24 protein-coding genes are annotated in these 25,515 nt (G+C 39.8%); 17 read left to right on the top strand and 7 right to left on the bottom strand.

Annotated features, from left to right (window positions below; all coding sequences use genetic code 11):
* Positions 1–5: 5 nt before the first annotated feature.
* Complete coding sequence (gene rfbA, locus O0V13_RS05915) at positions 6–866, bottom strand: glucose-1-phosphate thymidylyltransferase RfbA (RefSeq protein ID WP_268034069.1); 861 nt, start codon at positions 864–866, stop codon at positions 6–8.
* A 114-nt stretch (positions 867–980) separates the two neighbouring features.
* Between rfbA and O0V13_RS05920 the strand changes: the two genes are divergently transcribed.
* The 11 genes from O0V13_RS05920 (at position 981) to O0V13_RS05970 (ending at position 12,802) form a co-directional block, all read left to right on the top strand.
* Positions 981–2,243: a glycosyltransferase gene (locus O0V13_RS05920; RefSeq protein WP_268034070.1), complete on the top strand. Its 1,263-nt coding sequence runs from the start codon at positions 981–983 to the stop codon at positions 2,241–2,243.
* Complete coding sequence (locus O0V13_RS05925; protein WP_268034071.1) at positions 2,240–3,748, top strand: glycoside hydrolase family 32 protein; 1,509 nt, start codon at positions 2,240–2,242, stop codon at positions 3,746–3,748. The genes O0V13_RS05920 and O0V13_RS05925 overlap by 4 nt, the downstream gene beginning before the upstream one ends.
* 60 nt (positions 3,749–3,808) lie before the next feature.
* On the top strand, positions 3,809–4,156 hold the full coding sequence (locus O0V13_RS05930) for a hypothetical protein (RefSeq protein ID WP_268034072.1): 348 nt from the start codon (positions 3,809–3,811) through the stop codon (positions 4,154–4,156).
* A 55-nt stretch (positions 4,157–4,211) separates the two neighbouring features.
* Complete coding sequence (locus O0V13_RS05935) at positions 4,212–4,706, top strand: hypothetical protein (protein ID WP_268034073.1); 495 nt, start codon at positions 4,212–4,214, stop codon at positions 4,704–4,706.
* Positions 4,707–4,838: 132 nt separating this feature from the next.
* Positions 4,839–5,456, top strand: a complete 618-nt coding sequence (locus O0V13_RS05940; RefSeq protein ID WP_268034074.1) for a TetR/AcrR family transcriptional regulator — start codon at positions 4,839–4,841, stop codon at positions 5,454–5,456.
* Between the two features lie 54 nt (positions 5,457–5,510).
* The gene (locus tag O0V13_RS05945; protein ID WP_268034075.1) at positions 5,511–6,863 is read left to right on the top strand and encodes a TolC family protein; all 1,353 of its coding nucleotides are present in this window, start codon (positions 5,511–5,513) and stop codon (positions 6,861–6,863) included.
* Between the two features lie 2 nt (positions 6,864–6,865).
* A complete protein-coding gene (locus tag O0V13_RS05950) occupies positions 6,866–7,915 on the top strand; it encodes an efflux RND transporter periplasmic adaptor subunit (RefSeq protein ID WP_268034076.1) in 1,050 nt (349 codons plus the stop codon).
* 3 nt (positions 7,916–7,918) lie between these two features.
* A complete protein-coding gene (locus tag O0V13_RS05955; RefSeq protein WP_268034077.1) occupies positions 7,919–10,951 on the top strand; it encodes an efflux RND transporter permease subunit in 3,033 nt (1,010 codons plus the stop codon).
* 3 nt (positions 10,952–10,954) lie between these two features.
* Complete coding sequence (locus O0V13_RS05960) at positions 10,955–11,203, top strand: acyl carrier protein (RefSeq protein ID WP_268034078.1); 249 nt, start codon at positions 10,955–10,957, stop codon at positions 11,201–11,203.
* A gap of 100 nt (positions 11,204–11,303) precedes the next feature.
* Positions 11,304–11,972 (top strand): CAP domain-containing protein, encoded by a 669-nt coding sequence (locus tag O0V13_RS05965; RefSeq protein WP_268034079.1) that lies wholly within the window; start codon positions 11,304–11,306, stop codon positions 11,970–11,972.
* Between the two features lie 80 nt (positions 11,973–12,052).
* Complete coding sequence (locus O0V13_RS05970; RefSeq protein ID WP_268034080.1) at positions 12,053–12,802, top strand: hypothetical protein; 750 nt, start codon at positions 12,053–12,055, stop codon at positions 12,800–12,802.
* A 561-nt stretch (positions 12,803–13,363) separates the two neighbouring features.
* On the opposite strand, the gene O0V13_RS05975 is transcribed toward O0V13_RS05970, so the two are convergent.
* Positions 13,364–14,743: an MATE family efflux transporter gene (locus O0V13_RS05975; RefSeq protein ID WP_268034081.1), complete on the bottom strand. Its 1,380-nt coding sequence runs from the start codon at positions 14,741–14,743 to the stop codon at positions 13,364–13,366.
* Between the two features lie 232 nt (positions 14,744–14,975).
* Here O0V13_RS05975 and mnmA point away from each other — a divergent pair, with 232 nt between their 5' ends.
* From mnmA to O0V13_RS05995, 4 genes are all read left to right on the top strand, one after another.
* Positions 14,976–16,187, top strand: coding sequence for a tRNA 2-thiouridine(34) synthase MnmA (gene mnmA / locus O0V13_RS05980; protein WP_268034192.1), 1,212 nt, complete (start codon positions 14,976–14,978; stop codon positions 16,185–16,187).
* Positions 16,188–16,218: 31 nt separating this feature from the next.
* The gene (locus tag O0V13_RS05985) at positions 16,219–16,938 is read left to right on the top strand and encodes a pseudouridine synthase (protein ID WP_268034083.1); all 720 of its coding nucleotides are present in this window, start codon (positions 16,219–16,221) and stop codon (positions 16,936–16,938) included.
* Between the two features lie 45 nt (positions 16,939–16,983).
* Positions 16,984–18,456 carry a M28 family peptidase gene (locus tag O0V13_RS05990; protein WP_268034084.1) on the top strand — a complete coding sequence of 491 codons (1,473 nt, stop codon included), beginning with the start codon at positions 16,984–16,986 and terminating at the stop codon, positions 18,454–18,456.
* A gap of 99 nt (positions 18,457–18,555) precedes the next feature.
* A complete protein-coding gene (locus tag O0V13_RS05995; protein ID WP_268034085.1) occupies positions 18,556–19,566 on the top strand; it encodes a family 43 glycosylhydrolase in 1,011 nt (336 codons plus the stop codon).
* On the opposite strand, the gene O0V13_RS06000 is transcribed toward O0V13_RS05995, so the two are convergent.
* From O0V13_RS06000 to O0V13_RS06015, 4 genes are all read right to left on the bottom strand, one after another.
* Positions 19,567–20,850 (bottom strand): NupC/NupG family nucleoside CNT transporter, encoded by a 1,284-nt coding sequence (locus tag O0V13_RS06000; protein WP_268034086.1) that lies wholly within the window; start codon positions 20,848–20,850, stop codon positions 19,567–19,569.
* Positions 20,851–20,933: 83 nt separating this feature from the next.
* The gene (locus tag O0V13_RS06005) at positions 20,934–21,530 is read right to left on the bottom strand and encodes a bifunctional nuclease family protein (RefSeq protein ID WP_073570073.1); all 597 of its coding nucleotides are present in this window, start codon (positions 21,528–21,530) and stop codon (positions 20,934–20,936) included.
* A gap of 6 nt (positions 21,531–21,536) precedes the next feature.
* Positions 21,537–22,505, bottom strand: coding sequence for an electron transfer flavoprotein subunit alpha/FixB family protein (locus O0V13_RS06010; RefSeq protein WP_268034087.1), 969 nt, complete (start codon positions 22,503–22,505; stop codon positions 21,537–21,539).
* Between the two features lie 35 nt (positions 22,506–22,540).
* Complete coding sequence (locus O0V13_RS06015) at positions 22,541–23,278, bottom strand: electron transfer flavoprotein subunit beta/FixA family protein (protein ID WP_268034088.1); 738 nt, start codon at positions 23,276–23,278, stop codon at positions 22,541–22,543.
* Between the two features lie 74 nt (positions 23,279–23,352).
* Between O0V13_RS06015 and O0V13_RS06020 the strand changes: the two genes are divergently transcribed.
* On the top strand, positions 23,353–23,685 hold the full coding sequence (locus O0V13_RS06020) for a tetratricopeptide repeat protein (RefSeq protein WP_268034089.1): 333 nt from the start codon (positions 23,353–23,355) through the stop codon (positions 23,683–23,685).
* Here O0V13_RS06020 and O0V13_RS06025 read toward each other — a convergent pair whose 3' ends face one another.
* On the bottom strand, positions 23,686–24,861 hold the full coding sequence (locus O0V13_RS06025; RefSeq protein WP_268034090.1) for a patatin-like phospholipase family protein: 1,176 nt from the start codon (positions 24,859–24,861) through the stop codon (positions 23,686–23,688). It lies immediately after the preceding gene.
* 84 nt (positions 24,862–24,945) lie between these two features.
* Here O0V13_RS06025 and O0V13_RS06030 point away from each other — a divergent pair, with 84 nt between their 5' ends.
* Positions 24,946–25,440, top strand: coding sequence for a hypothetical protein (locus O0V13_RS06030; RefSeq protein ID WP_268034091.1), 495 nt, complete (start codon positions 24,946–24,948; stop codon positions 25,438–25,440).
* Positions 25,441–25,515: the final 75 nt, after the last annotated feature.

The following is a 25,515-nucleotide window of genomic DNA, read 5'->3' on the forward strand; positions in this document are numbered from 1 at the left end:
TAATTCTAACCAATCAATCTTCTTAGGTATACACCATAGCCGCTTTTTCCTAATTTATCAGCAGCTTCCAAAAGTTTTTCTTTCCCAATAAAACCACTTCTGTAAGCTACCTCTTCAATACAGCCTATTTTTAATCCTTGACGTTCTTCTATCACCTCAACGAATTGGGCTGCCTGAAGTAAAGACTGATGAGTTCCTGTATCCAACCAAGCTGTTCCCCTATTCAAGATAGCCACTTGCAAAGCTCCCATTTTGAGATATTCATTGTTGATATCGGTGATCTCCAACTCACCTCTTGGGCTTGGTTTGATATTTTTGGCAATTTCAACTACCCTATTGTCATAAAAATACAATCCAGGAACTGCATAATTTGACTTTGGTTCAGTTGGCTTTTCCTCAATGCTGATCGCTTTCTGATCTTCATCAAATTCTACCACACCATACCGCTCAGGATCATTGACATGATAAGCAAAAACAACCCCTCCTTCAGGATCTGTATTCTCAGAAAGGGTTCTGTGAAGACCTGAACCGTAGAAGATATTATCTCCGAGAATCAAAGCCACCTTATCATTACCGATAAACTCTTCACCAATGATAAATGCCTGAGCTAATCCATCAGGAGATGGCTGAACTGCGTATTCAAACTTACATCCGACTTGTGAGCCATCACCCAATAATTTTTGAAAAGCTTCGGAATCATCTGGGGTGGTAATGATCAAGATTTCAGTAATTCCAGCCATCATCAAAACGGACAGCGGATAATATATCATGGGTTTATCATAAACAGGCATAAGCTGCTTGCTTACAGAAATTGTCAATGGATATAGCCTTGTACCAGACCCACCTGCCAAAATAATTCCCTTCATTGGATATGAATTAGATTCTTACAAGAAATCCTTCTTCTAAAGAAGGATTTACAAAAAACAAAAACTAGATTAAGTCCTAAAGCTACAATAACCCGAAATGAAAGAAAAATTATCATGAAAATCCTTCTGATTTCATTAGGAACCCGAGGTGATATTGAGCCATTTTTAGCACAAGCAGAACTATTATCTCAATTCGGTCATGATATCCTTTGCCTATTTCCTGAACAATTCAAGGATACAGTTGAAAAACTTGGATATGGCTTCTTGGGTTTTGATAGGCGGTTTCTTGAATTATTAGAAAGTCAGAGTGGAAAAAAAGTCATGGGTGGAGGCGGCGGATTGAGTCAGTTAAAAGGCTATTTCAATTTAGTCAAAGATTCATTCAAAATTCAGGGAATCATCCAAGATCAACAAAGACAAGCCATCCAAACATTTACCCCTGATAAGGTACTCTTTCATTCTAAAGCATTGTATTGCTATTTGGCTGCATTGGTAGATCCCACTCGCTATTTTCTTTTGACTCCTATTCCTTGCATTACACATCCAACCTATCAGTTTTCTCACATTGGCCTGGCTAAATGGAAGTTTTCTGAAAAATGGAATTTCAACAGTTTCGGATTAGTCAATAGAGCAAGACATATGGTTCTTAAGAAATATTGGAAAAAGTATTTAGAGGATTTTAAAGGTTCAGGAAAAGAATTCAAAAACTTAGCAAAGTTCGAAAAGACAGAATTAGAAACACTATACACCATCTCTCCCAGATTGTTTCCTAAACCTAAAAATTGGCCCAATTCGGCTCATTTAGTGGGTTTTTATCAACGAAATCAACAAAAAGACTATCAACCAGCACCGGAATTGACAGAATGGTTAGCCAATCATCCAAAGGCTATTTTGGTCACTTTTGGATCGATGAGTAATCCCAAACCTAAAGAGCACTCCCAAATGATTATCGATGCCTTGGTGGCTCATCAAATCCCAGCAATCATTAATCTTTCTTGGGGTGGCTTGAGTAAAGTAGAAAACAGTCCAGAGTCGATTTTTTATGTAGACCAAATACCCTATGACTGGGTTTTGCCTCAGCTATATGGCATGATCCACCATGGCGGGTCTGGCACCACTCATTATGCAGCGCTGTCTGGATGCGTGCAATTCATAATACCACATATTATAGATCAATATTTCTGGAATAGACTCATAAATGAAAGAGGCCTAGGTCCCTTAGGCTCTTCCATTCATCAAATGAAAGAAGAGAAGTTTGAATCTGACTTAATGGATTTTTATACAAATTCGAATTATAAAGTAAAAGCTTCTCAAGTAGCACTTCAGATGAAATCCGAGACAGACCCCATCCAATTAACAAAACTCATTACCCAATGAAAAATCTTTCTCAAGCTTATTTTAGACTGTTTTTCTCACTTCTTTTAATCGCTTCGATCTTTTCATGCGATAAAAAAGAAGAAATCACTTTCACAGAATCAACCAATGAGAAATACCGCCCGGATTATCATTTCACTCCTCCTTTTGGATGGATGAATGACCCAAATGGTTTGGTTTATCAAGATGGAATCTATCATCTTTTTTATCAATACTATCCAGACAGTACTGTTTGGGGTCCCATGCATTGGGGTCATGCTACTTCGCAGGATTTGGTCAGCTGGAATCATGAAAATATCGGACTCTACCCCGATTCTCTTGGTTATATTTTCTCAGGAAGTGCGGTATTTGATGCAGAAAACAGTTCTGGACTGGGAACCACAGAAAACCCTCCATTAGTTGCCATTTTCACATATCATGATATGGAATCAGAGAGAGCCGGAAATGATGACTACCAAAGTCAAGGAATTGCATTTTCTACTGATAAAGGAAAAACATGGACCAAATATGATGGAAACCCTGTCTTACCTAATCAAGGGATCCGCGATTTTAGAGATCCAAAAGTCAGTAGGATTACCAATGTCAATGGAGAAAAGGTCTGGTTGATGACTTTGGCTGTAAAAGACCGTATCCAATTTTATGAATCTTCTGATTTAAAAAACTGGAGCTTGCTGAGTGAGTTTGGACAAACAATTGGCGCACATGGAGGCGTTTGGGAATGTCCAGACCTCATTCCGATGACTGCTCCAAATGGAGATAAAAAGTGGATTTTGTTTGTCAGCATCAACCCTGGTGGACCACAAAAAGGATCAGCAACCCAATATTTTATTGGGGATTTTGATGGAAAAACATTTACTCCTGATGAGGAGCAAGAGCAATGGATAGATTGGGGGACAGACAATTACGCTGGAGTCACTTGGTCGAATTTACCAGAGAATAGAACCAATCCTCTTTTCATTGGCTGGATGAGCAATTGGCAATATGCTCAAGTCGTTCCAACAGAATCCTGGCGCTCTGCGATGACTATTCCAAGGGAATTAGAGCTATTTGAAGCAAATGGTAGATTGAAGTTGAAATCTATTCCAGTTCCTGAGCTTAAAGCTCTCAGGTCAGCCCCTATCCAAGCAAATGATGGAATAATTCCCTTGCCTTCTCAGTCATTTGAATTTCATGCTGAAATATCCAATTCAACAGATTTTGGATTTGAAGTCACCAATGAAAAGGGAGAAAAACTGGCTTTCTCAAAAGATGGAGATGAGTTTATCATAGACAGGACCCAATCAGGAATAACTGATTTCAATGATGACTTCGGGAAGAAAATATCAACCAAAATGGATTGGGAAGCTAAAAGTATAAGAGTCTTCTTTGACGCTCATTCCGCAGAAGTATTTATCAATGACGGAGAATTGACCATGACTGTAATATCCTTTCCTTCAATTCCTTGGAAGAATATCGAGAATCTCCATGGCTTGGATAAGTCTGAAGTATTTGACATAAAAAATAAATAACCTTTCCTATTGACATTTTCGTTTATAATCACGAAAATTCTAGAAGGTTTCTTTTCTAAAATGTATAAAAAGCTATCAATTTCTGTTCTTTCCTTGAGCTGGATCTTTGGTCTGGTAGCTTTACTTACCTTTAATCCGGTTAATGGACAAGGATTAGATCACATTGAAACCTCAGTGCATGAATCACTGACAACTGCGATTTCCAATCCCTTGGCATTTGTTTTAGATGCAGAGTTGGAGATTCCTAAGTTCAAAATTGACTGGAATACTTTTGGAAAATTGAATTCAAATTGGTCATTTCATCCACTAGAGCAAGTTTTAGGATCTGTTTGGAATCAAATTCCTCCAAAAAGCCACGCGCTTTTTGATGTCAAAATCACTTTCATCCAATTTTTTTATACCTGGTAAATGGGCTGTTTAATCTTTTGATAAACAGTATTTAAACCATTTAACAAGTATATATATGATAACTATTGATTCTGCGGCACTGATCGTGTCCTCATTTTATTTCAGTGGCTTTGTAGCCCCATTTGCTATTCATTCCTATAAAATCAAAAACTATAAACATGAACAGGATGTGAATTTTGAAGCTCTCAGCGAAGAAAGTCATACACATCCAGAAAAAAGTGAACGCTGGAGAAACCATTATCAGCTTGGGATTGACAGCACAAATAAAAAGCTGCTGTATTGCCGATATGGACATTATCCAACCCAAACCGTACTAAATCTAGAAGATTATAATAAAGTGAGCGTACAGGAGAAGTTTCACCATGTTCAAGTCAATAAAGAAAAAAGAACCATTGTGGATTACCTAGCTCTTCAATTTCACCCTAAGGATTCCAAAGAGCCTTCCAAAACATTGGAAATATATGATGGAAACATGTTTTCCGATTTGGCAGGAGAAAGAGTCCTGGCCAAAAAATGGAAAGGTTTGATTGAATCTCAATTAACTGCATAATTCTAAAGAGGGGGCCTTGCCCCTCTTTTTTTTACCCATTCCATTATTTCTCAGCTTTTTATATATTTTTTTTACAACCATTTGTTTTATTGAACAGTGTTTAATTAAATTTGACCGTTCACAAAATTTATCATGGGAATAGCTGATAGAAAAGAAAGAGAGAAAGAAGAACTCAGAGCGTCCATTCTCGAAGCAGCAAGAAAACTTTTTTTGGAGAAAGGTGTTGAAAAAACTTCTATTCGAAATATTGCAGATTTAATTGAATATAGTCCTGGAAGTATATACCATTATTTCAGGGATAAAAATGAGATTTTCCATGCTTTACATCAGGGAGGTTTTCATGCTTTAGGAGAAAAAATGCAAGTCCTTGGCTCAGTCCAAAATCCAATGGAAAGGCTAAAAGCCATGGGAAGTATTTATATAAGGTTCGCTATGGAAAACCCTGATATGTATGATCTTATGTTCATCAAAGAAGCTCCCATAGATCATATCTATGACCAAGAACATTGTGATTGGAAAGAAGGTGCCGGGGCATTTGACACACTTCGGCAAACGATTTTACAATGCATTGATCAAGGATACTTTAAAGGCCATGATGTCGAGCCACTCTCCTATATGATTTGGTCAACTGTGCATGGGATGGTTTCTTTGAATATCCGTAAAAGATGCGAAGTGATTGATTTTGAAGACAAAGATCAAATAGTAAACCTAGGACTACAGTCCCTATTTAAAATATTAGACAAGCTCTAATATTTTTTTAACCAGTCATTAAACAGTGTTTAATTTTATCACGGTGTTATAATTATGAGTCAAAAATTTATTTTAACCTCTATTTTTTTCACTCTCCTCCCCCTTTCCGTTTTCAGTCAAAATGTGTTGGAGACTTATGTTGCTGAAGGAATAGAGAACAATCTCAGCTTGCAGGAGAAGAATATTTCTCTGGAGCAAAGCTTACTCGCTTTGGAAACCGCAAAATCGTATTTCTTACCTGCAGTAGATTTTGGAGCAACATACAATCTTTCCAAAGGTGGAAGAAGTATCCAGCTCCCTATTGGTGATCTGCTCAATGATGTGTATTCCACATTGAATGATTTGACAGCCTCGGACCGATTCCCGCTGGTTCAGAATGTTTCCGAGCAGTTTCTTCCCAATAATTTCTATGATGCAAGATTTCGAATTACCCTCCCAGTGGTAAATCCTGACCTGCATTTCCAAAAAGAAATTCGAGAACAGCAGGTAATCGTTTCTGAACTGGATTTGGAAATCTATCGAGCAACCTTGATTGAGGACATCAAAACTGCCTATTACAATTATTGTACAGCATTTAAGGCCATCGAGGTCTTGGAAAGCTCGGAAGAACTGGTCCAAAGAAACCTCAAAGACAATCAGTCACTCCTGGAAAATGGAAAAGGGCTACCAGCATCAGTTCTAAGGGCAGAAAGTGAAGTGGAAAACATCCGAGCATTGATGATAGAGGCTGAAAACAGAAGGCTCAATGCATCTTATTATCTCAATTTCTTGCTCAATAAGCCTTTAGATTCAGAAGTAATTTATGAATCACAAGATATAGATCAAGCTCATTTACAAGCACTTTTGATTGAGGACAATTTGGATACTCGTCCAGAACTGATTCAATTTTCTACCTACCAACAAATCCGGGAGACCTCACTCCTACAAAGCAAACGATATTGGGTTCCGAGAATCAATACATTTGCGGATTTAGGTAGTCAAGCTTTCAATTTTGAATTCAGCACTCAAAGCTCTGCTTATGCATTTTTTGGTCTGAATCTGAACTTTCCAATTTTCCACGGAGGAAGAAATCAACAACAAATCCGACAATCTGAATTGAATTTGGAAGCAAGTAATCTTCAGAAAAATCAATTGGAAAATAAGCTTTCCATGAACCTACGAATGGCAAAAAATGCCGTCATCAGTAGCCAAGCAGCTCTCAAATCCTCAGAAAAGAAATTGAGTTCATCAGAAGCTTACCTCCGATTGGTGGATAGAGGATTCCGAGAAGGAGCCAATTCTTTAATTGAATTTATAGATGCCAGAAATCAATACACTCAGGCATCTCTACAGCAAACGATCAACACTTACAGCTTGCTGATTTCCCAAACTAAATTAGAAAGACAACTCACGATTGATAACTACTGATCATGAAGACATACCCATACACTTTACCATTTCTTTTTATCCTTTTGATTGGAATCTCCTGTACTTCCAGTGAAGAAAAAACCAGCATTCCAAAGAAAGGAAACCCTGTTCCGGTTACAGTTTTAAAATTGAATAAATCGGATTTGTCCAGTCCTATTTCGGCAAGTGGAAACTTCACCACCAATGACGAAACAGTCCTTTCCTTCAAAACAGGAGGTATTATTTCCAAAACTTATGTGCAAGAAGGTGATCCAGTTAGAAAAGGACAACTCTTAGCTTCTTTAGATTTGACTGAAGTTCAAGCAGGGCTCAATCAGGCAAAACTAGCATTGGATAAAGCCAAACGAGATCATGACAGAGCTAATCGCCTTTATACAGACTCAGTGGCAACCTTAGAGCAATTTCAAAACAGTGAAACAGCTCTACAGATTGCTCAGGAACAATACAATTCTGTAGAATTTAATCTGGAATATTCCCAAATCAGAGCCAATCAAAATGGCTATGTTCTCAGAAAATTTGCCAATAATGGGCAGCAAGTGGGACCTGGAACTCCTGTATTCCAAATCAATGGTGCACAGGATAGTCCCTGGATCTTCAAAGCAAATGTCAATGATGTCAATTGGGCATTGATTCAAGAGGGAGACTCTTCTCAAGTATTTTTAGAAACTTCTTCTGAGCAAACCTTCATCGGAGAGGTCGTTCGTAAAAGTAGAGCTGCTGACCCCTACTCTGGTTCTTGGTGGGTGGAAATCCAAATCCAAAACCCTCCAAAAAATGTTTTGGCTTCCGGGCTTTTTGCAAGGTCTGAAATATATCCATCTAAGCAATCAGAGGGCTGGGAAATCCCTTACGCATCTCTATTTGATGCACAAGGAGATCAAGGATATGTCTTTGTCGTGGGTAAAAATGATCAAGCAAGCCGAGTTCCAGTTCAATTAGGAAGAATCTCTAATCAAACTGTCCAAGTACTTTCTGGCTTGGAAAACTTTGATCAATTGATCGTTTCGGGTTCTGCTTATTTATCTGACAATTCTCCAATCCAAATTCAATAGGCTATGAAGATTTCAGATTTTTCAGTCAAAAACTATCAGTTCACGCTGATCATATTTTTGATGATTGTGGCTTTGGGGACTACTACCTTTTTCAGTATGCCTAGATCGGAAGATCCTATGCTGGAAGCCCCCATGTATCCCATTATCGTCATTTATCCTGGTGCCAGTCCTGAAGATATGGAGGAACTGGTAGTGGATCCCATGGAGAAAGTCATCTATGAACTCGAGGACATCAAACGAATCAAAACTGAGATCAAAGACGGAGTAGCTGTCATGATGGTCGAATACAATTACGAGGAAGATGTCAGTGAAAAATACCAGGAATTGGTCCGTGAAATCAACCTTTTACGCTCCGATCTACCAGAGGATATCTATTCCATCGATGTAAACAAAGTAAGCCCATCCGATGTCAATGTGCTCCAATTGGCCCTAATCAGTGAAAATGCATCAGAAGAAGCCTTGATGGAAGAAGCGGAAAGGCTTCAGGATCAATTGGAAAAAATCACTGAACTCAAGAAAGTTGAAATCCACGGCATCCCGGATCAAATCGTAAGAGTTGATTTGAAACTGGATCGTATTGCGGAAATGAAAATTCCTCTCAATGCAATCATAGGAAATATTCAGAGTGAATTGGCAAATATTCCAGGCGGTAGCATCGATGCTGGAACCAAAACTTTCAACATCAAAACCAGTGGAAACTATAGCAGCGCCGAGGAAATCGGTGAAACTATTATTTTCAGTGCTGCAGGCCAAAATGTTGCTCTCAAAGATGTAGCTTCAGTTTATCCTGATTTTGATGAAAGCAAACATTTGACAAGGCTGAACGGCTATCGATCTGTATTTGTGACTGCAGCCATGAAAGAGGGAAACAATATCAGTTCGGTACAAGAAAAGTACTTGATCTCTTTGGAAGAATTCAAAAGTGAAGTGCCCCAGAACATTGATTTTGTTGTCTCATTTGATCAGGGTGATTATGTAAATAGACGTTTGGGAGGCCTAGGAGTTGATTTTCTCATAGCTATCGGCCTTGTATTTATCACGCTTCTTCCATTGGGAAATAGAGCTTCCCTGATTGTGATGATCTCCATTCCACTTTCCTTGTCCATTGGCTTGGTCTTACTCAATGCGCTGGGTTACGGTCTAAACCAACTTTCAATTGTAGGGTTGGTGGTAGCGCTTGGTCTTTTGGTGGATGATAGTATTGTGGTAGTTGAAAATATCGAGCGATGGATTAGAGAGGGACACAGCAAACAGGAAGCGGCACTAAAGGCAACCAAACAGATTTCTATTTCAGTTGTGGGATGTACCGTTACCTTGATCATCGCCTTTTTGCCATTGGTGTTCCTCCCTGAAGGATCAGGAGATTTTATCCGAAGTCTTCCTACTGCTGTAATCATGAGTGTTTTGGCCTCCATGTTAGTCTCCTTGACCATCATTCCATTCCTATCCTCTAGATTGCTCAAAGATCACGCAGGACATGGAAACAAAGTATTGGATATTTTCCAAAAAGGAATCCATATGAGCTATGCTCCTGTATTGGAAAAAGCTCTAAAAATGCCAAAAAGAACATTATTGATCGCCTTTGGTATTTTCATAGCCTCCTTAATGCTATTTCCAATCATTGGATTTAGCCTTTTCCCAGCCTCAGAAAAACCTCAGTTTTTAGTAAACATCACTACTCCTCTTCAGTCTAGCTTAAAGACAACGGATTTGGTCACCCAAGAAGTAGAGAAAGAGATTATCGAATTGCCTCAGTTGAAAAATTTCGCAACCAATGTCGGTAAAGGGAATCCACGAATCTATTACAATGAAAATCCAGAGAACGAACGTACAGACTATGCTCAGATTTATGTCCAGCTAGACCCCGAAACTTCCCCACCGGATAAAATGGATGTCATTTCACAGCTTCAGGCCAAGTTTGCAAACTACCCGGGAGCTAAAATAGAAATCAAGAATTTCGAGCAAGGCCCTCCAGTCACTGCTCCAATCGAGGTTCGGTTAAGTGGTGAAAATTTGGACAGTTTACGGACTTTGGCTGCAAAAGTGGAAACACTCCTACAACAGACCGAAGGAACGATTTATGTAAACAATCCTGTCGCAAATTTGAAGACTGATATTCGAGTTGCCATTCAAAAACAAAAGGCGCGTCAGTTGGGAGTTGGCATAGTCGATATCGACAGAACCGTCAGAATGGCCATTGCAGGATTGGATTTGGGGAAATTCACTGATTTGAAAGGAGATGAAAGGAACATTGTATTATCAACTCCTCGGGTAGAAAAAGCAAGTTTGGAGAACTTCAAAGGGCTTTATGTCAACTCCATGCAGGGAGTAGGAATCCCATTGGATCAGATTGCAAGCCTAGAACTGGAAAGTTCAACCTTGGCTATTGACCATTATAATAAAGCAAGAACGGTCTCTGTTACAGCCTTTGTAGACTCTAATTTCTTGGTAGACAACGTATTGAATGATGTGATTTCCCAAATGGAGGAATTCTCATTTCCACAAGGATACAACTATACCATGGGAGGAGAATACGAAACAAGACAGGAATCCTTTGCCGGTTTCAACACAGTGATTATCGTCACAGTTTTCCTCTTTATCGCTGTATTAATTTTGCTTTTCAAAACCTTTAAGAGCACAATTATCGTACTCTCTGTCATACCATTGGGAATGGTAGGCGCATTAACCGCTCTTTGGATTACTGGAAACTCGCTCTCATTTGTAGCTATTGTCGGCCTAATTGCATTGGCAGGCATTGAAGTGAAGACCTCCATCCTATTGGTGGACTTTACCAATCAATTGAGACAAGAAGGAAAAGGACTGGTAGAAGCAATCCGGGAAGCCGGGGAATTACGTTTCTTACCCATAGTACTCACAACCATTACAGCGATCGGTGGATTAATCCCAATCGCACTGAGTACCAACCCTTTGATTTCGCCACTGGCAATCGTTCTTATCGGAGGATTGATCAGTAGCACCTTGTTATCCAGAATCGTTACACCGGTAATGTACTTGTTGTTCCCTCCTAAACTATGAAACATGAACCAACAATTTACTCTACTCAAAAAAGCCGCTGAGGTCTTTCATTCCTATGGAATCAGTCTTTTTGGTGCCAGAAAAAATGATCATTTCATTCAAAAATTGAACATGGACCCAATCTTCATCAATGGATTGATTTTCGAATTGGAATATCAACTTCAATTGTTCCTTCAGGATGAAAAACTTCAAAGGGCTGCCACTCCCAAAGAGTTAATTGCTTTGTTTTTGGAAATCCCTCAGGATAACTAATCCAAGCTGAAATAATAAATCCAGAAGAAATTCAATTCTGGCATACTATTTTGAGCATTTGAGCGTGAAAAAGAAAGGTTCGCTTTCCAAATCCCCTCAAATGCTCAAGTATAGCTTCACCCTTATTGCCTGTCTGATATCATCTCTTCTTTTCGCCCAAAACTGGGATTACGAAGATTATTCGGACTATTCTTGGAAAACTTTTTATCGTTTTGAGCCTATTTACCAAAACCTAAACCCAAGAGAAATCGATTATCCCTTACTCCATGCTGCCATTTTTTATGTCACCAATGAGCATCGGGTTAAAAATGGCCTAAAGCCTTTTCGTCATTCTGATAAAATCGAACGTGCAGCAGCAGGACATGCTTCTGATATGGCCAAATACAATTTTTATGGGCACCAAAGTAAAATCAGAAACAAAAGACATTTGCGTGACAGATTTCAAATCGTAGGTTTAAACCCAATCTTAATCGCAGAGAATATTAGCTCCACGGCAGGAATCCAATATGAATACGGTCGAAAAGTAAATCGTCCACAAAGCCCAGGCGAATTCACTTACATGACTACCAAAAGAGAACCAGTTCCACCTCATACATACATATCTTTTGCAAAAGAAATAGTCCGTCTTTGGATGGAATCTCCTGGTCATAGAAAAAACATTCTCAATCCAAGCCTTACCCAAATGGGTGCTGGATCAGCAGTTTATGCGGAAAAAAGCTTTTACAACATGCCCTATTTCATGAACGTGCAGTGTTTTAGTGGGGATTAGGCTAAAAATACGCCATTTGCCGTATTGATGAATTTGTTGCTTTGAAGGAATTTTGAATATCATTTTAAACCTTTTAAGCGATGAAATTCAAATTCTTTAAGTATCTCCTCCTCTTAACTTTCGGAGCATTTTTATTCACTTCATGTAGTGATGACTCTGAAGATCCTATAGAGCAAACCTCTACAAATCCTCTTCCTCAACCCGGTGATGCAGATGGGATTATGGCTGCAATCAAAGCGAAGTCCAACACACCTGGAGGAACAACTGTTCCAGGTTTGGGAGACATTTATTTGGATGTGGCTTCAGCTAATTTTTATACTTCTGCAGGAGGAACTTCTCTTGTTAACGTAGGTGACGTTTCCTTAAACGATTTCGACCTTCAAACTGTCAGCAATTCTTACATCAACAACTATACAGATATCACTTTGGATATCAATTCAGGCCAAGCAAATGATTGGGTTGTTTCTGGTGCCAATGGATTCGATGGTTTTAGTCATTCAACATCTAAAAAAATGCCTTCAGTTGTCAAATTCGCCACTTCTGTAACAGAAACCATCAGCATTTCCGGTGATGTAACCTTAGCAATTGAATCTATCCCATCCAACTGTGACAATATACTCTGGTTGATTTCGGATGGTAGCAAAGTAGTTACAAAAGAAAGCAAGACTACTTCTGTGACATTTACAGCTTCTGAGTTAAGTGGTGTAAAAACAACCAGCAATGGGATTGTTCAGGCTGCGGCTTATAATAGCGAGAGTAAAACTTTTGGAGGTAAAAAAATCTATTTCATTAATGAAACTGTGGATAGCAAATATGTGACTTTGAATTAAAGTTGCCCATTATCCAAAAGAGTTGATTCTGGTTCTTCAGAATCAACTCTTTTTTGAATTCTATCCCCAAATCATTCTTATTTTTTACTTCCTTTTTCCTAGAAGTGAAAAAGGACCAAAAACACATTGATCTTATCTTTATTTAAAAATTTTCTTTTTTGCCTCTTCTTTTGTCTTGATACAAAAGAACCAAAATCCCGATTGCTCGAGGACAAGATTTGGTCCCGATAAGAATATACGGGACTTCAACCGCACAAGTCCCACTCACTCCCCGCTGCCAAATCGACCCACCGCTCCGATAGATTTGAGCTAACTTCAAATTTTTACAGAAAGTCGAATTTCAATAAGTATGTGATTGATTATGGAGAAAGCTTTGATTGGCTGGTGAAGGATTGAGGTCAATAAGCGTGAAGAAAATCGGCTAGTTCGGAAATCCGGCGATTTTTAGCGTTTGACCCAATTCGGCAGAAAATGTCCGAGTGCATTTTCAAGCCAATTAAAGCAAGAGATTCCGATTGGTATCCGGATTGGTGACTTTTGATCTTACAAAAGTCACATAAACTAAACCGCCATTCTCTTCCACTTCCCTCTTTTAAAGAAATAAAGCGATACCAAAGCATGAAAGGAATGCGCGAATGCAATGGCTATAAATATTCCCAAAAATCCAAATCCTAAAGGAAATGCCAATACCCAAGCCAAAGGAACCTCAATGCACCATAGAACCCCAATATTGATCCAAGCTGGGGTTTTGGTATCTCCCGCTCCATTAAAAGCCTGGGTTAACACCATTCCGATTGCAAAGAAAACATAACCTAAAACAATCACCCAAAGCCCTTGTGCGGCGATATCCTGAACCTCTGGAATGTCGGTGAAGAAACCAGCCAATTGTTTGGAAAACAACAAATAGATTCCTGTAACCGAGGCCATGAAAATCACATTGTATTTGGTGGTCAACCAAACTGCTTCCTCGGCCCTTCCCACATGCTTTGCTCCCAGATTTTGTCCCACCAAAGTTGCTGCAGCTCCAGATAAACCCCAAGCAGGTAAAATGGTGAAAATCAAGACCCTCATAGCAATCGTATAACCAGCCAAAGCTGCAGAACCAAATTCTGCATTCATTCTCGTCAAAGCCAACCAAGCGACTGAATCAATTAAAAATTGTCCCATTCCACCTATTGCGATGTCCAGGATTTTGCGGATGGTCTTCCAACGTACCTTGATGTTTTGAGTCAGGATATGAAGCTTGTGTTTCCCATTGAACAAATGGTATAATTGATACAAAACTCCCAAACCTCTTCCCAAAGTAGTTGCAATGGCAGCTCCATCAAGCCCCCAGCCTGCCCAGCCTCCTATTCCAAAAATGAAAAGAGGATCCAATACGATATTAAATCCATTGGCTATCCACAAGGCTCTCATGGCCAAATGAGGCTGACCTGCACCTCTAAAAGCTCCATTGATCAGGAATAGCAACATAATCGCAGAATTTCCCGCAAAGATGATTTTGGCATAACTGACACCAATCTCCAACACATCGGACTCTGCTCCCATCAATTGAAGAATATCTTTTGCCAAAAACCATCCGCCTAATCCTAGTAACACAGAAATACTTCCTCCAACCAGCAAAAGTTGAAATGCAGAATCTCCCGCTTTCTCGTATTCTTTTTCACCAAATCGCCTCGAAATCAAAGCTGTAGCAGCCATACTGATACCGAACCCTATGGCATATACCAAAACTATGACGGACTCGGTCAACCCGACGGTGGCGATGGCACTTTCACCCAATTTGGCAACAAAGAAAATATCCACAACCGCGAATGCAGATTCCATCATCATCTCTAAAATCATTGGTATAGCCAAAACCATGATGGCTGTTTTCAAGGAAAGAACAGTGAAATCCTGCTCCTTACCTAAGATGGCATCTTTGATTAATTGAAAAGTCATAGAGAGAAAAAGGGCTGGTTATGAAAATAGGAATCCAAAAATAGAGTATTGCTTGGTTTCCAGTCCTTTTTGGAGATGAATAATTCCAATATCTGAGTCACTTGCTGTCTCAATATTGAAATTTGAACCAAATTCCTTTGTAATTTTGAATCAAATTGAACTGTTAGATCATCAGTTCGGTTTTCCACGTATTGTAATCGAATGGACCTTGAATCCATTAATGAATGCAGCTATGAATCAAAAACCAAGAGTAGTCGTAGGACTTTCCGGAGGAGTGGATAGTTCTGTCGCAGCCCATTTGCTTATCGAGCAAGGCTATGAAGTCATCGGCATGTTCATGAAAAACTGGCATGATGAATCCGTGACAATTTCCAATGAATGTCCTTGGATGGAAGACTCCACCGACGCCATGCTAGTGGCAGAAAAGCTGGGAATTCCTTTTCAGGCAATTGACCTGAGTGAGGAATACCGCGAGAGAATCGTGGATTATATGTTCTCAGAATACGAAGCAGGACGAACCCCAAACCCGGATATTTTGTGCAACCGGGAAATCAAATTCGACATTTTCCTTAAAGCCGCTCAAAAGCTCAAAGCTGATTTTGTGGCCACAGGGCATTATTGCCAAAAAGGAAGTTTGGAAAAAGATGGCCAACCTGTCTATCAATTACTGGCAGGAGCTGATCCGAACAAAGATCAAAGCTATTTTCTTTGCCAACTTTCCCAAGATCAATTAGCGAAAGCCCTATTCCCTATCGGACATTTGCAAAAGTCTGAGGTTCGTGCGATTGCCAAGGAGCTTGATCTAATTACTGCAGAAAAGAAAGACTCGCAAGGGCTTTGCTTTATCGGTAAGGTGAGACTACCGGACTTCCTCCAGCAGCAACTCAAGCCTAAAAAAGGTAGAATTCTAGAGATTCCTGAAAACTTGGAAATCTATCAGAAGTATCAAATCCCTGCGGGAATTGAAGTAGAAGATTTGGATGAGGAAACTCTTCAAGGTCTCGCCTATCCTATCCATTATTCTCAAAATCAAGGAAAAATGGTCGGAGAACATAATGGTGCTCACTATTTCACTGTAGGCCAAAGAAAAGGCCTTCATGTGGGAGGAACTGGGAAGCCTTTGTTTGTCATTGCTACAGACACGCGAGAAAATGTCATCTATACCGGATTGGGAGATGAACATCCAGGGCTTTTGAGAAATGCTCTTTTTGTAAAAGAAGATCAAATTCATTGGATCCGAGAAGATTTGGAATTGAAACCGGGAGAATCTGCGCGATATCAAGCTAGAATCAGATATAGACAACCACTGGTTGGAGCCATATTGCTTAGAAAAAATGATGGCCTATATGTCCTATTTGATCAGCCACAAAAAGGAATTGCCTCTGGCCAGTTTGTTGCCTGGTATGAAGGTGAAGAATGCATTGGTTCCGGAACAATTTTCTAATTTCACCAGCCGGAATTTTCCGGCTTTTTTTATGGATTTAGAAATCATATATCAAGACGAGTACCTTATTGCTATTAATAAGCCAGCTGGTTTGCTGGTTCATCGAACTTCCATGGCTGCTGAGGAACAATCTGCCTTTGCCGTACAACTGCTAAGGGACCAAATCGGACAGCGGGTTTATCCGGTTCATCGCTTGGATCGACCTACTAGTGGCTTGTTGTTATTTGCACTTTCTGAGGAAATATTGCCCTTACTTAAAATACAATTTGCTGAACGACAGGTAAGTAAGACCTATTTAGCCATAGTAAGAGGAATTCCCCAAGAGTCAAATTTCAAAGTTGACCAAGGTTTAAAAAATGAGAAATCAGGAAAGATCCAGGAAGCTTTCACTGAATTTTCATTGATTCAGAGTGCCGAAATTCCTTTCGATACTACTGGAAGATATCCAACTAGTCGATATTCCCTAGTTCAAGCTTTTCCAAAAACCGGAAGAACCCACCAGATCAGAAGGCACTTAGCACATAAAAGACATTATATCTTGGGTGATAAAAAGCATGGAAACAACAAACAAAATCACTTTTTTGAAACTCAGTTTGGGTTAAAAAATCTGCTACTTCACGGATATCAATTAGAACTCACTCACCCGGTTTCCTCCCTGAATATCCTGCTTACAGCATCAATTCCTCAGCATTTTTCTAAGATTTTAGAAGATTTAGGGATGAATTCCCAAGAATTACACGGGCAACTATAAGCCTTTCTTTTATTTCAATTATTTTGCCTTTATAAAGACTACCCTATGAATAAATACTTCTTGGGATTGGGTTTGCTATTATTGGCAGCCAACCCCATTTTAGCCCAAAAAAATCAAGTCGAAAAATCCTTCAAGGACAAAGAGGCTATTGCTGATTTCACCTATTTGGCTTCCGACGAATTGATGGGAAGAGACCCTGCTAGACCGGAAATCGTAAAAGCATACACATACATTGCCGACGAGCTTGAAAAAGCCGGTGCAAAACCACTTGCAGGTGCCAATGGTTTTTATCAAGATATCCCTTTTCGACTTTCTGCTCCTCCTACCAAAGGGAGTGTACAGTTTGGAAAAACCACTTACGAGCAAGGAAAGGACCTATTGGTTTTAGATGGAAAATCTATTGACGGAACCTATGAATTGGTTGATGTGGGTTTTGGTCTGGCAGAAGATTTACAAGGAAAAGATTTGAAAGGTAAAATTGCCATCTCAAATGTAGGGGCCCCAAATCGATTGGGTCCAGCTGATCTTTTTTCTTTAGGTAGAGAAAAAACAGCTTTAGCCAAAGAAGCTGGAGCCATAGCTTTGATTGAGCGATTCAATGTTCCTTCAGTTCCATGGCAAATGGCTGCAAATTATTTGAATAGAACTACACTAGGTATCGATCAGGGCGCCAGTTCAGACTTGCCTTATATTTGGGTGAAAGATTTGGACAACACCATCAGAACAGCCATGAGCCAGGATAATCTTTCTAGCTCTACGCTTCAGATTGAAGGAAAAACTTCCAAATCCATTGAAGGTAAAAATGTCATAGCCTACATAGAAGGTACCGACCCTGAATTGAAAGATGAATACATCATGCTTTCAGCTCACTATGATCACGTGGGTGTAGGAAGGCCGGATGCAGAAGGTGATTCTATTTACAACGGAGCTAGAGATAATGCTGTTGGTACAGTAGCCGTAATGAATGCAGCTAGATATTTTGCTAAAAACCCACCAAAAAGATCCATTTTATTGGCTCTTTGGACGGCCGAAGAAAAGGGATTGTTGGGGTCAAGATATTTCGCTGAAAATCCATTGGTTCCTTTGGATGAAATCATCTATAACTTAAACATAGACAATGGCGGTTATAATGATACCTCGGTGATCACAGTAATTGGTTTAGGAAGAACTACTGGTGACTTCCACATCAATCAAGCGGTGGCTGAAATCGGATTGGAAGCAATTGCTGACCCATCTCCTGAGCAGGGTTTGTACGACCGTTCTGACAACGTAAATTTTGCCAGAAAAGGAATCCCAGCACCGACCTTCTCTTTAGGTTTCCGTGCATTTGATGATGAAATCCAAAAGTATTACCACAAGCCTGGAGATCATGTCGATAACTTTGACTTGGACTACGCAGTGAAATATTGGAAAGCCTTTATACTTTCGGCTGAAATGATAGCCAATGATCCAAATCAACCAACTTGGGTTGCAGGTGACAAATACGAAGAGGCTGGAAAAAGTCTTTACGGCAAATAATAATTGCCAGCCTTATAATTTGAAAGCAAGTCATTTGAAGGCTTGCTTTTCTTTTTGCCGAATATTCTCAATATTAAATTCTTGCAAAACTCTCTTCCAATGAACTGGATCTTTATTCCATTTTTTCTAAGCTTATTTTCCCTGATTTCCAATTCGGAATCTCAAAACCATACTTTTCAAAATCCAGTTTTTGAACCTGTTTTAGCGGACCCAACAGTGCTAAGAATTGGGAATCAATTTTATGCCTATGGAACAGAGGACAATTGGGCTGAGGAAGGCGGATATCATTTGGTTCCGGTTTTAAAATCCAGGGATTTAATCCACTGGGAATTGCAAGGAGATTCATTTGAATCCAAACCCAACTGGAAACCCAAAGGAGGAATTTGGGCTCCAGATGTTACTGAGGTAGATGGTCAATTTTATATGTATTATTCTTTTTCGACTTGGGGAGATCCAAATCCAGGAATCGGATTGGCCATATCCAAAACTCCAAACGGGCCTTTTATTGATCAAGGACCCGTATTAACCTCAGAAGAAATTGGAGTAAAAAACTCCATTGATCCATTTTATTGGGAGGAAAATGGAAAGAAATACTTGATCTGTGGGAGTTTCCACGGACTATATTTAACCGAACTCTCCAAGGAAGGTAAAAAGGCCATAGGTGAAAAAATCCATTTAGCTGGGAATCATTTGGAAGCCTCCTATATCCATTTTAGAAATGGCTTTTACTATTTATTTGGCTCGGCTGGAACTTGCTGTGAAGGTGAAAACAGCAGCTACAGGATTTTGGTTGGCAGAGCAAGAAAGCTAGAAGGTCCTTATTTGGATCAACATGGAAAATCTCTTTTGGAGGAAGGGTCAGGAACTTTGGTATTACAAGGAAATGATCAGGTCGCCGGGCCGGGACACAATGCAGAAATCATCACAGATGATCACAATCAAGATTGGTTACTATATCATGGGATGTTGCGCACCAAAGCCCGACTTTCAAATGGAGCTAACAGAAGATCTCTTTTTCTGGATCCTATCCAATGGGTATCAGATTGGCCGACAATTCTGAATCAGTCGCCCAATTTGAAAGAACAAACGGCTCCTTATTTCCAAGAATGATTAGAAAAGCATTCCTGCGATGGTAGCAGTCATCAAACAGGCCAATGAAGCTGCCATCAATGATTTCAAGCCCAATCTACTCAAATTCCCCTGCTGATTTGGAGCAATGATGCTTATTCCTCCCAACTGAATTGCAATAGATGAGAAATTGGAGAAACCACAAAGGGCATAAGTTGCAATAACAATGGATTTGGCAGATAGCGATCCAACTTCCTTCATTTCTGAAAGAGATAAATAGGCTACAAACTCATTGATCACAGTTTTTTGCCCCAATAAACTTCCTACTTGAAGGGTATCACCCCACTCCACTCCGATTACCCAGGCAAATACCCGGAAAATCTGGCCAAAAATGTATTCCAGAGAGAATCCATCAAATTGACCATTGGTAGAACTTGCCACAAAGGCATTCAAACCGGTAAACTCTCCAATGACACCAGCTAACACATAATTAATGGCTGCAATAACGGCGATAAATGCCAACAGCATAGCACCCACATTCAAGGCTAATTTAAGACCATCAGAGGCACCAATGGACATGGCATCAATCAAATTGACTCCCAAACTCTCTTTATTGACCTCCAGTTTATCCTGAATCAATTCTTTTTCTGTCTCAGGAATAAAAATCTTAGAAAGAACAATCGCAGCCGGAGCATTCATAATACTTGCACCCAAAAGATAAGCAGCAAATCTACTTTGCTCTTCGAGGCTATCTCCTCCCAAAAAGGCCACGTAACCTGCCAATACACCTCCGGCAATGGTGGCCATCCCACCTGTCATCAGACACATCAATTCTGACTTGCTCATCTGAGGTATAAAAGGTCTGACAAGCAATGGTGCTTCAGTCTGGCCAAGGAATATATTGCCAGCAGCTGATAAACTCTCCGGACCGGAAAGCCTCATGGTTCTTGCCATTACCCAAGCAATGGCAAATACGATTTTTTGAAGAATTCCCAGGTAGTACAATCCAGCAGAAACCGTTGAGAAAAAGACAATTGTAGGCAAAACCTTAAAGGCAAAGATGAATCCGTATGTATCACCAGCTAAATCTCCAAATATGAAGCGAGCTCCATCTTCAGAGAAGCTTAGAAACTTCACAAAACCATCTGAAAGCAAAGAAAAGCCGGAAGCTACAATAGGTACTTTGGTGATCAAAAACCCAAAAATCAATTGGAGGGTAATACCTATTCCAACCAATCTCCAATCGATCTTTTTTTTATTGTTTGAGAATATATAGGCTACACCTACAATGACAAGTAGTCCAAGGACTCCTCTTATATAATCCATGTGCGATAGTTTCGAATAAAGCGCTAAAAATAGGGAAGTCAGAGGCAAGAAAAAAGTCCTGATTTCTCAGGACTTTAAATTCATTAGTTTCTTTTATTGATTTCGTCTCGAATTCTTGCGGCTTTCTCATAATCTTCATTGGAAATAGCCTTGTCAAGCATTTGGTTGAGCTTATCTAGGCTATAATCTTTCAATGAAGGTTCCTTTTTTGTTGGAAACTTTTGAGCGGGCTCAGGTTTGGAAGTCTGACTTTCCTGACCTTCCACTTCATAATGTTCGACTGCTCCTTCTGACATGGCTTTTTCACTACAGAAAATTGGACAGCCAAATCGAATGGCGATGGCAATCGCATCTGAAGGTCTGGCATCAATTTCAGCGTCGATACGTTCGCTTTTACACTGAATTTTGGCATAAAAAACACCTTCCTTCATATCAGTAATCACGATCTGATCAATATCAAAATTGAACCCATGCGCAAAGGATTTGAAAAGGTCATGGGTCATAGGCCTGTTGGGGATGATTTTTTCAATCTCCAGAGCAATAGCCTGCGCTTCAAACATTCCAATGACAATCGGTAATCTCCTGATTCCCCCTACCTCTCCCAGTACCAGAGTGAATGACCCTGATTGGGAATGGTTGGACGAAAGGCCCAAAATCTCAAGTTCTATGAGTTTCTCCACAAAAATTTAAAGTTCTGCTTTTAGTGCTTCGTTTAATTTAGGAACAACTTCAAATGCATCTCCAACAATCCCGTAATCCGCAGCTTTGAAAAATGGAGCTTCTGGATCCTTATTGATTACGACTATACATTTAGATGAATTGACCCCTGCAAGATGCTGAATCGCACCTGAAATTCCTATTGCGATGTACAAACTAGGTGCAACTTTCACTCCTGTCTGTCCAACGTGCTCATGATGAGGTCTCCATCCCATGTCAGATACTGGCTTAGAACAACCTGTCGCCGCTCCCAAAGTTTTCGCCAAATCCTCAATCATTCCCCAATTTTCAGGGCCTTTCATTCCACGACCTCCAGACACTACAATATCAGCTTCCGGTAGAAGCACTTCACCGGTTGCTCTTTCTGTAGAAACAATTTTAGAAGCAAAATCAGAATCAGGAATAGATACTTCCAAAGCTTCAACAGCGGCATCTCCACCATCAGTTTTTAGATCAACGGCATTTTTCTTCACTGCCAAGATCTTATTGACTGTAGTCAAGCTTGTTTCAGCAAATGCCTTTCCGGTATAGATACTTCTTTTCACCAAGTATCCGCCATCCGTATTTGGCAATTCCACAACATTGGATACCAATCCTGCTTTGATTTTAATAGACAATCGAGCTGCAACAGCATCTCCTAAAGAAGACTTTGCCAAAACGACTGTACTTGCGCCTGCTTTTTCAAAAGCTTGAGCAACCGCAGTTGCATGCGCTTGGATGACTCCTGCATCTAATCTTGCATCAGAAACCTGCAATACTTTTACAGCTCCAGCTTTTCCTACTGCAGCTAGTTCAGCCTGGTCAATACTTCCCAATGCCAACGCTACTACATCTCCTTCTCCTGTTTTTACTGCCAAAGCATTCGCAAAGGAAACAGCCTCCAAGCTGGTTTTCTTTACTTTTCCTTCGGCATGTTCTATATATACTAAAACGGACATATTCTATTGATTTATCGTAAGTTATTAAAAATTGCTTAAAGTACTTTTGCTTCGTTTTTCAACAATTTCACCAACTCAGACACATTGTCTTTGTCGATCAACTTCACTGCTCCTTTAGCTGGAGGAAGTTCATACTTTACAGCAACTGCTTGGGTTTCTTCGGATACTGGCTCCACTACATTCAATGGCTTAGTTCTCGCAGACATGATCCCTCTCATGTTTGGGATTTTCCACTCAGCGATAGGTTCCTGACATCCCGCGATCAAAGGCAAAGAAGCTTCAACTACTTCCTTTCCACCTTCAATCTCTCTGGACATAGTGACGGATGTACCATCCAAATCCAATTTCATAACTGGAGAAAATGAAGGAATTCCCAAAATCTCTCCAACCATTCCATGGACCATTCCGCCATTGAAATCGATCGATTCTCTACCCATCAAAATCAAATCATATCCTCCTTCTTTTGCATAATGAGCAATTTGCTCAGCTACGAAAAAAGAATCCTTTGGACTGGCATTAACTCGGATCGCCTCATCGGCACCGATTGCCAAAGCTTTTCTTAAAGTAGGTTCCGTTTCAGATTCACCTACATTCAAAACCGTTAATTTTCCACTGGTTTGATCTCTCAATTCCACAGCTCTCGCCAAGGCATAATCATCATATGGTCCAATAATGAACTGAACCCCAGTGGTATCAAATTTGGTATTGTCGGCTGTAAACTGAATCTTGGAAGTAGTGTCCGGCACGTGGGTTATACAAACAAGAATCTTCATTGGTTTCGGATTAGATTATTTTAGTTTTATTTCGCGTGAAAATAACAGTCATCCCTTAATTAAAAAAACAATTCATGGGCAATTTAGACCGTATTGAGCTACTGAGACAATTTATTTCTGAGGAACCGGAAAACCCTTTCAACCTATATGCTTTAGCTCTTGAGCTCCAAGAAACAGAACCCAAAGAGTCCGATGAACTCTTCAATCAACTTCTCCATGAATTCCCAGAATACCTTCCTACTTACTATCCCGCAGCACATTTCTTTGCAGAATGGGATGAATTAGAAAAGGCGAAAGAAACCTTTGAAAAAGGTATCGACTTGGCCAAAACCAAGCTAGAAACCAAGACTTTACAAGAGCTAAACAATGCCTATCAAAACTTCCTTTTTGAAAACGACCTAGATTGATCAAACTTTAAATTGCTCCGGAAAATGCTCAGGTTTTAATTCCTGAGCTCCAGCCTGATAGCCCAAATCATATAGCTTTTCACAGTTTTTGGCATTATCCATCGCTGCTAGATCATCTGCATCTTTTTGGGTATAAGGTTTCTCTGGTTTAAAGCGCTCATTCAAATCCACCGGATCCAAAAACACATTATAACGCAGATAATGGATCAGGCCTTTTTTTCTTCCCGGTTCATCACTCAAAATATCATCTTCCAAAGCGGTGACCTCTGAGTCAATTTCAACACTGGTGGGTGAATTAGAAAGCCACTGGAGTATTTGTTGGTTTTGCCAGCTAGCATCCTGCATAAACATCTCAGGAAGATTAGCTGCCCAATTGAGCAAAGTGCTCTTTCCGATATTCTTGGGCATCTTTTTCCAGCGAGTCATTCCTGTGCCTACAGACACGATCATCAGATTGTCCTCTCCCATGTTCCAGCGATAAGGAAAGCCTTTCAACGTTGCCACCATCAAACATTGAAGTGCTGGATTATTGGCCATACTCACTCCCCCATCCACAAATGCTGCAAACCCATTATCTCCTCCTACTTCGATGGATTGAGGTAAAAAATAAGTAGGCGCTGCAGCACTGGCCCTGACACATTTCCAGATGGGAATGGCTTTATTATTTCCATTGCCAGAATCATAAAACTTGCCTTTTGGATGATTATTAAGTGGCCAAACTGAATTTGTATCAGCTCGTTTGGCAACGATTACCAAGGCGGTCTTGACGGCTTCCTGATCTCCCAGTAAAGTATCCCCAAACACATTTTGAAGTTCCTTCACCAATGCCTTATCATCGTATTTTGCTTTCAGCAAATCATCAATTTCAAAGATCCGGTACCACTTGTATTTTTTGCCAAAAATTTTGGTCCCCAGTTCAAAATACTTGTCTTTGATTTCATCCACACTCATGCCTTTTGCCAAAGCAGCTGCGATAATAGAACCTGTACTGGTACCTCCAATCATATCAAAATACTCACAAAGCAGCATTTCCGGATTGTCATGTTGCTTTCTGATAATATCCTCTAAATGCTTGAGGTACCCAAGTGTCAAGGCTCCCCGAATTCCCCCTCCATCCAATGCGAGTATCCTTTTCTTACCAGTATTTGGATCAAATTTTTCAGCCAGAGTTTTCATAAAAATTCTATTAAATTGATTAAAAATTATTCCTATTCAATTTAGTAATTTGAATTTCAGTACTTTAGTGAAAAGCCAATTTTTATGCAAGTTTCTCAAAAACAGATGCTAGAGCACTTCCTTCCAATTTTTAAAAGTCAAGGGAAGCAATACCTAAAAACTTCTTTGATCAAAGCAAAAAAAGCTGTGGAAGGTGAAACAGTCTTTACGAAAACCTCTGATGGAATAGAAACCAAGAATACTGCTCAAAAGGGGGATTATTTGGTAGAAAATCAAACTAGTTCTTCTGAATTGTATTTGGTCAGAGAAAATTCTTTTGAGAAGCGCTATGAAATGAAAGAAGCTTTGGAGAAAGGTTGGGCAACCTACCAATCCAAAATCACCATCTGGGCTATTGAAATTTCTGAAAAAGACATTTCTGATTTGGGTAAAAATGAAGAAATCTGCTTTGAAGCTTCTTGGGGTGAATCCATGATCTTAAAACCTGGTGATTTTTTGGTGACTTCCCCAGATTTTGATGAAGTCTATAGAATTGCCAGAAAGGAGTTTGGAGAGACTTATAGGTTGTTTAGTTCCTAATAGCCTTCGTTCCCGTCTTCACCAACGACTTGATTCTACTCTAGTCTCAAATCCTTGCCCTCGATCGTGTCTCCA

Source organism: Algoriphagus sp. PAP.12 (genome assembly GCF_026652115.1).
Classification (GTDB): Bacteria; Bacteroidota; Bacteroidia; order Cytophagales; family Cyclobacteriaceae; genus Algoriphagus.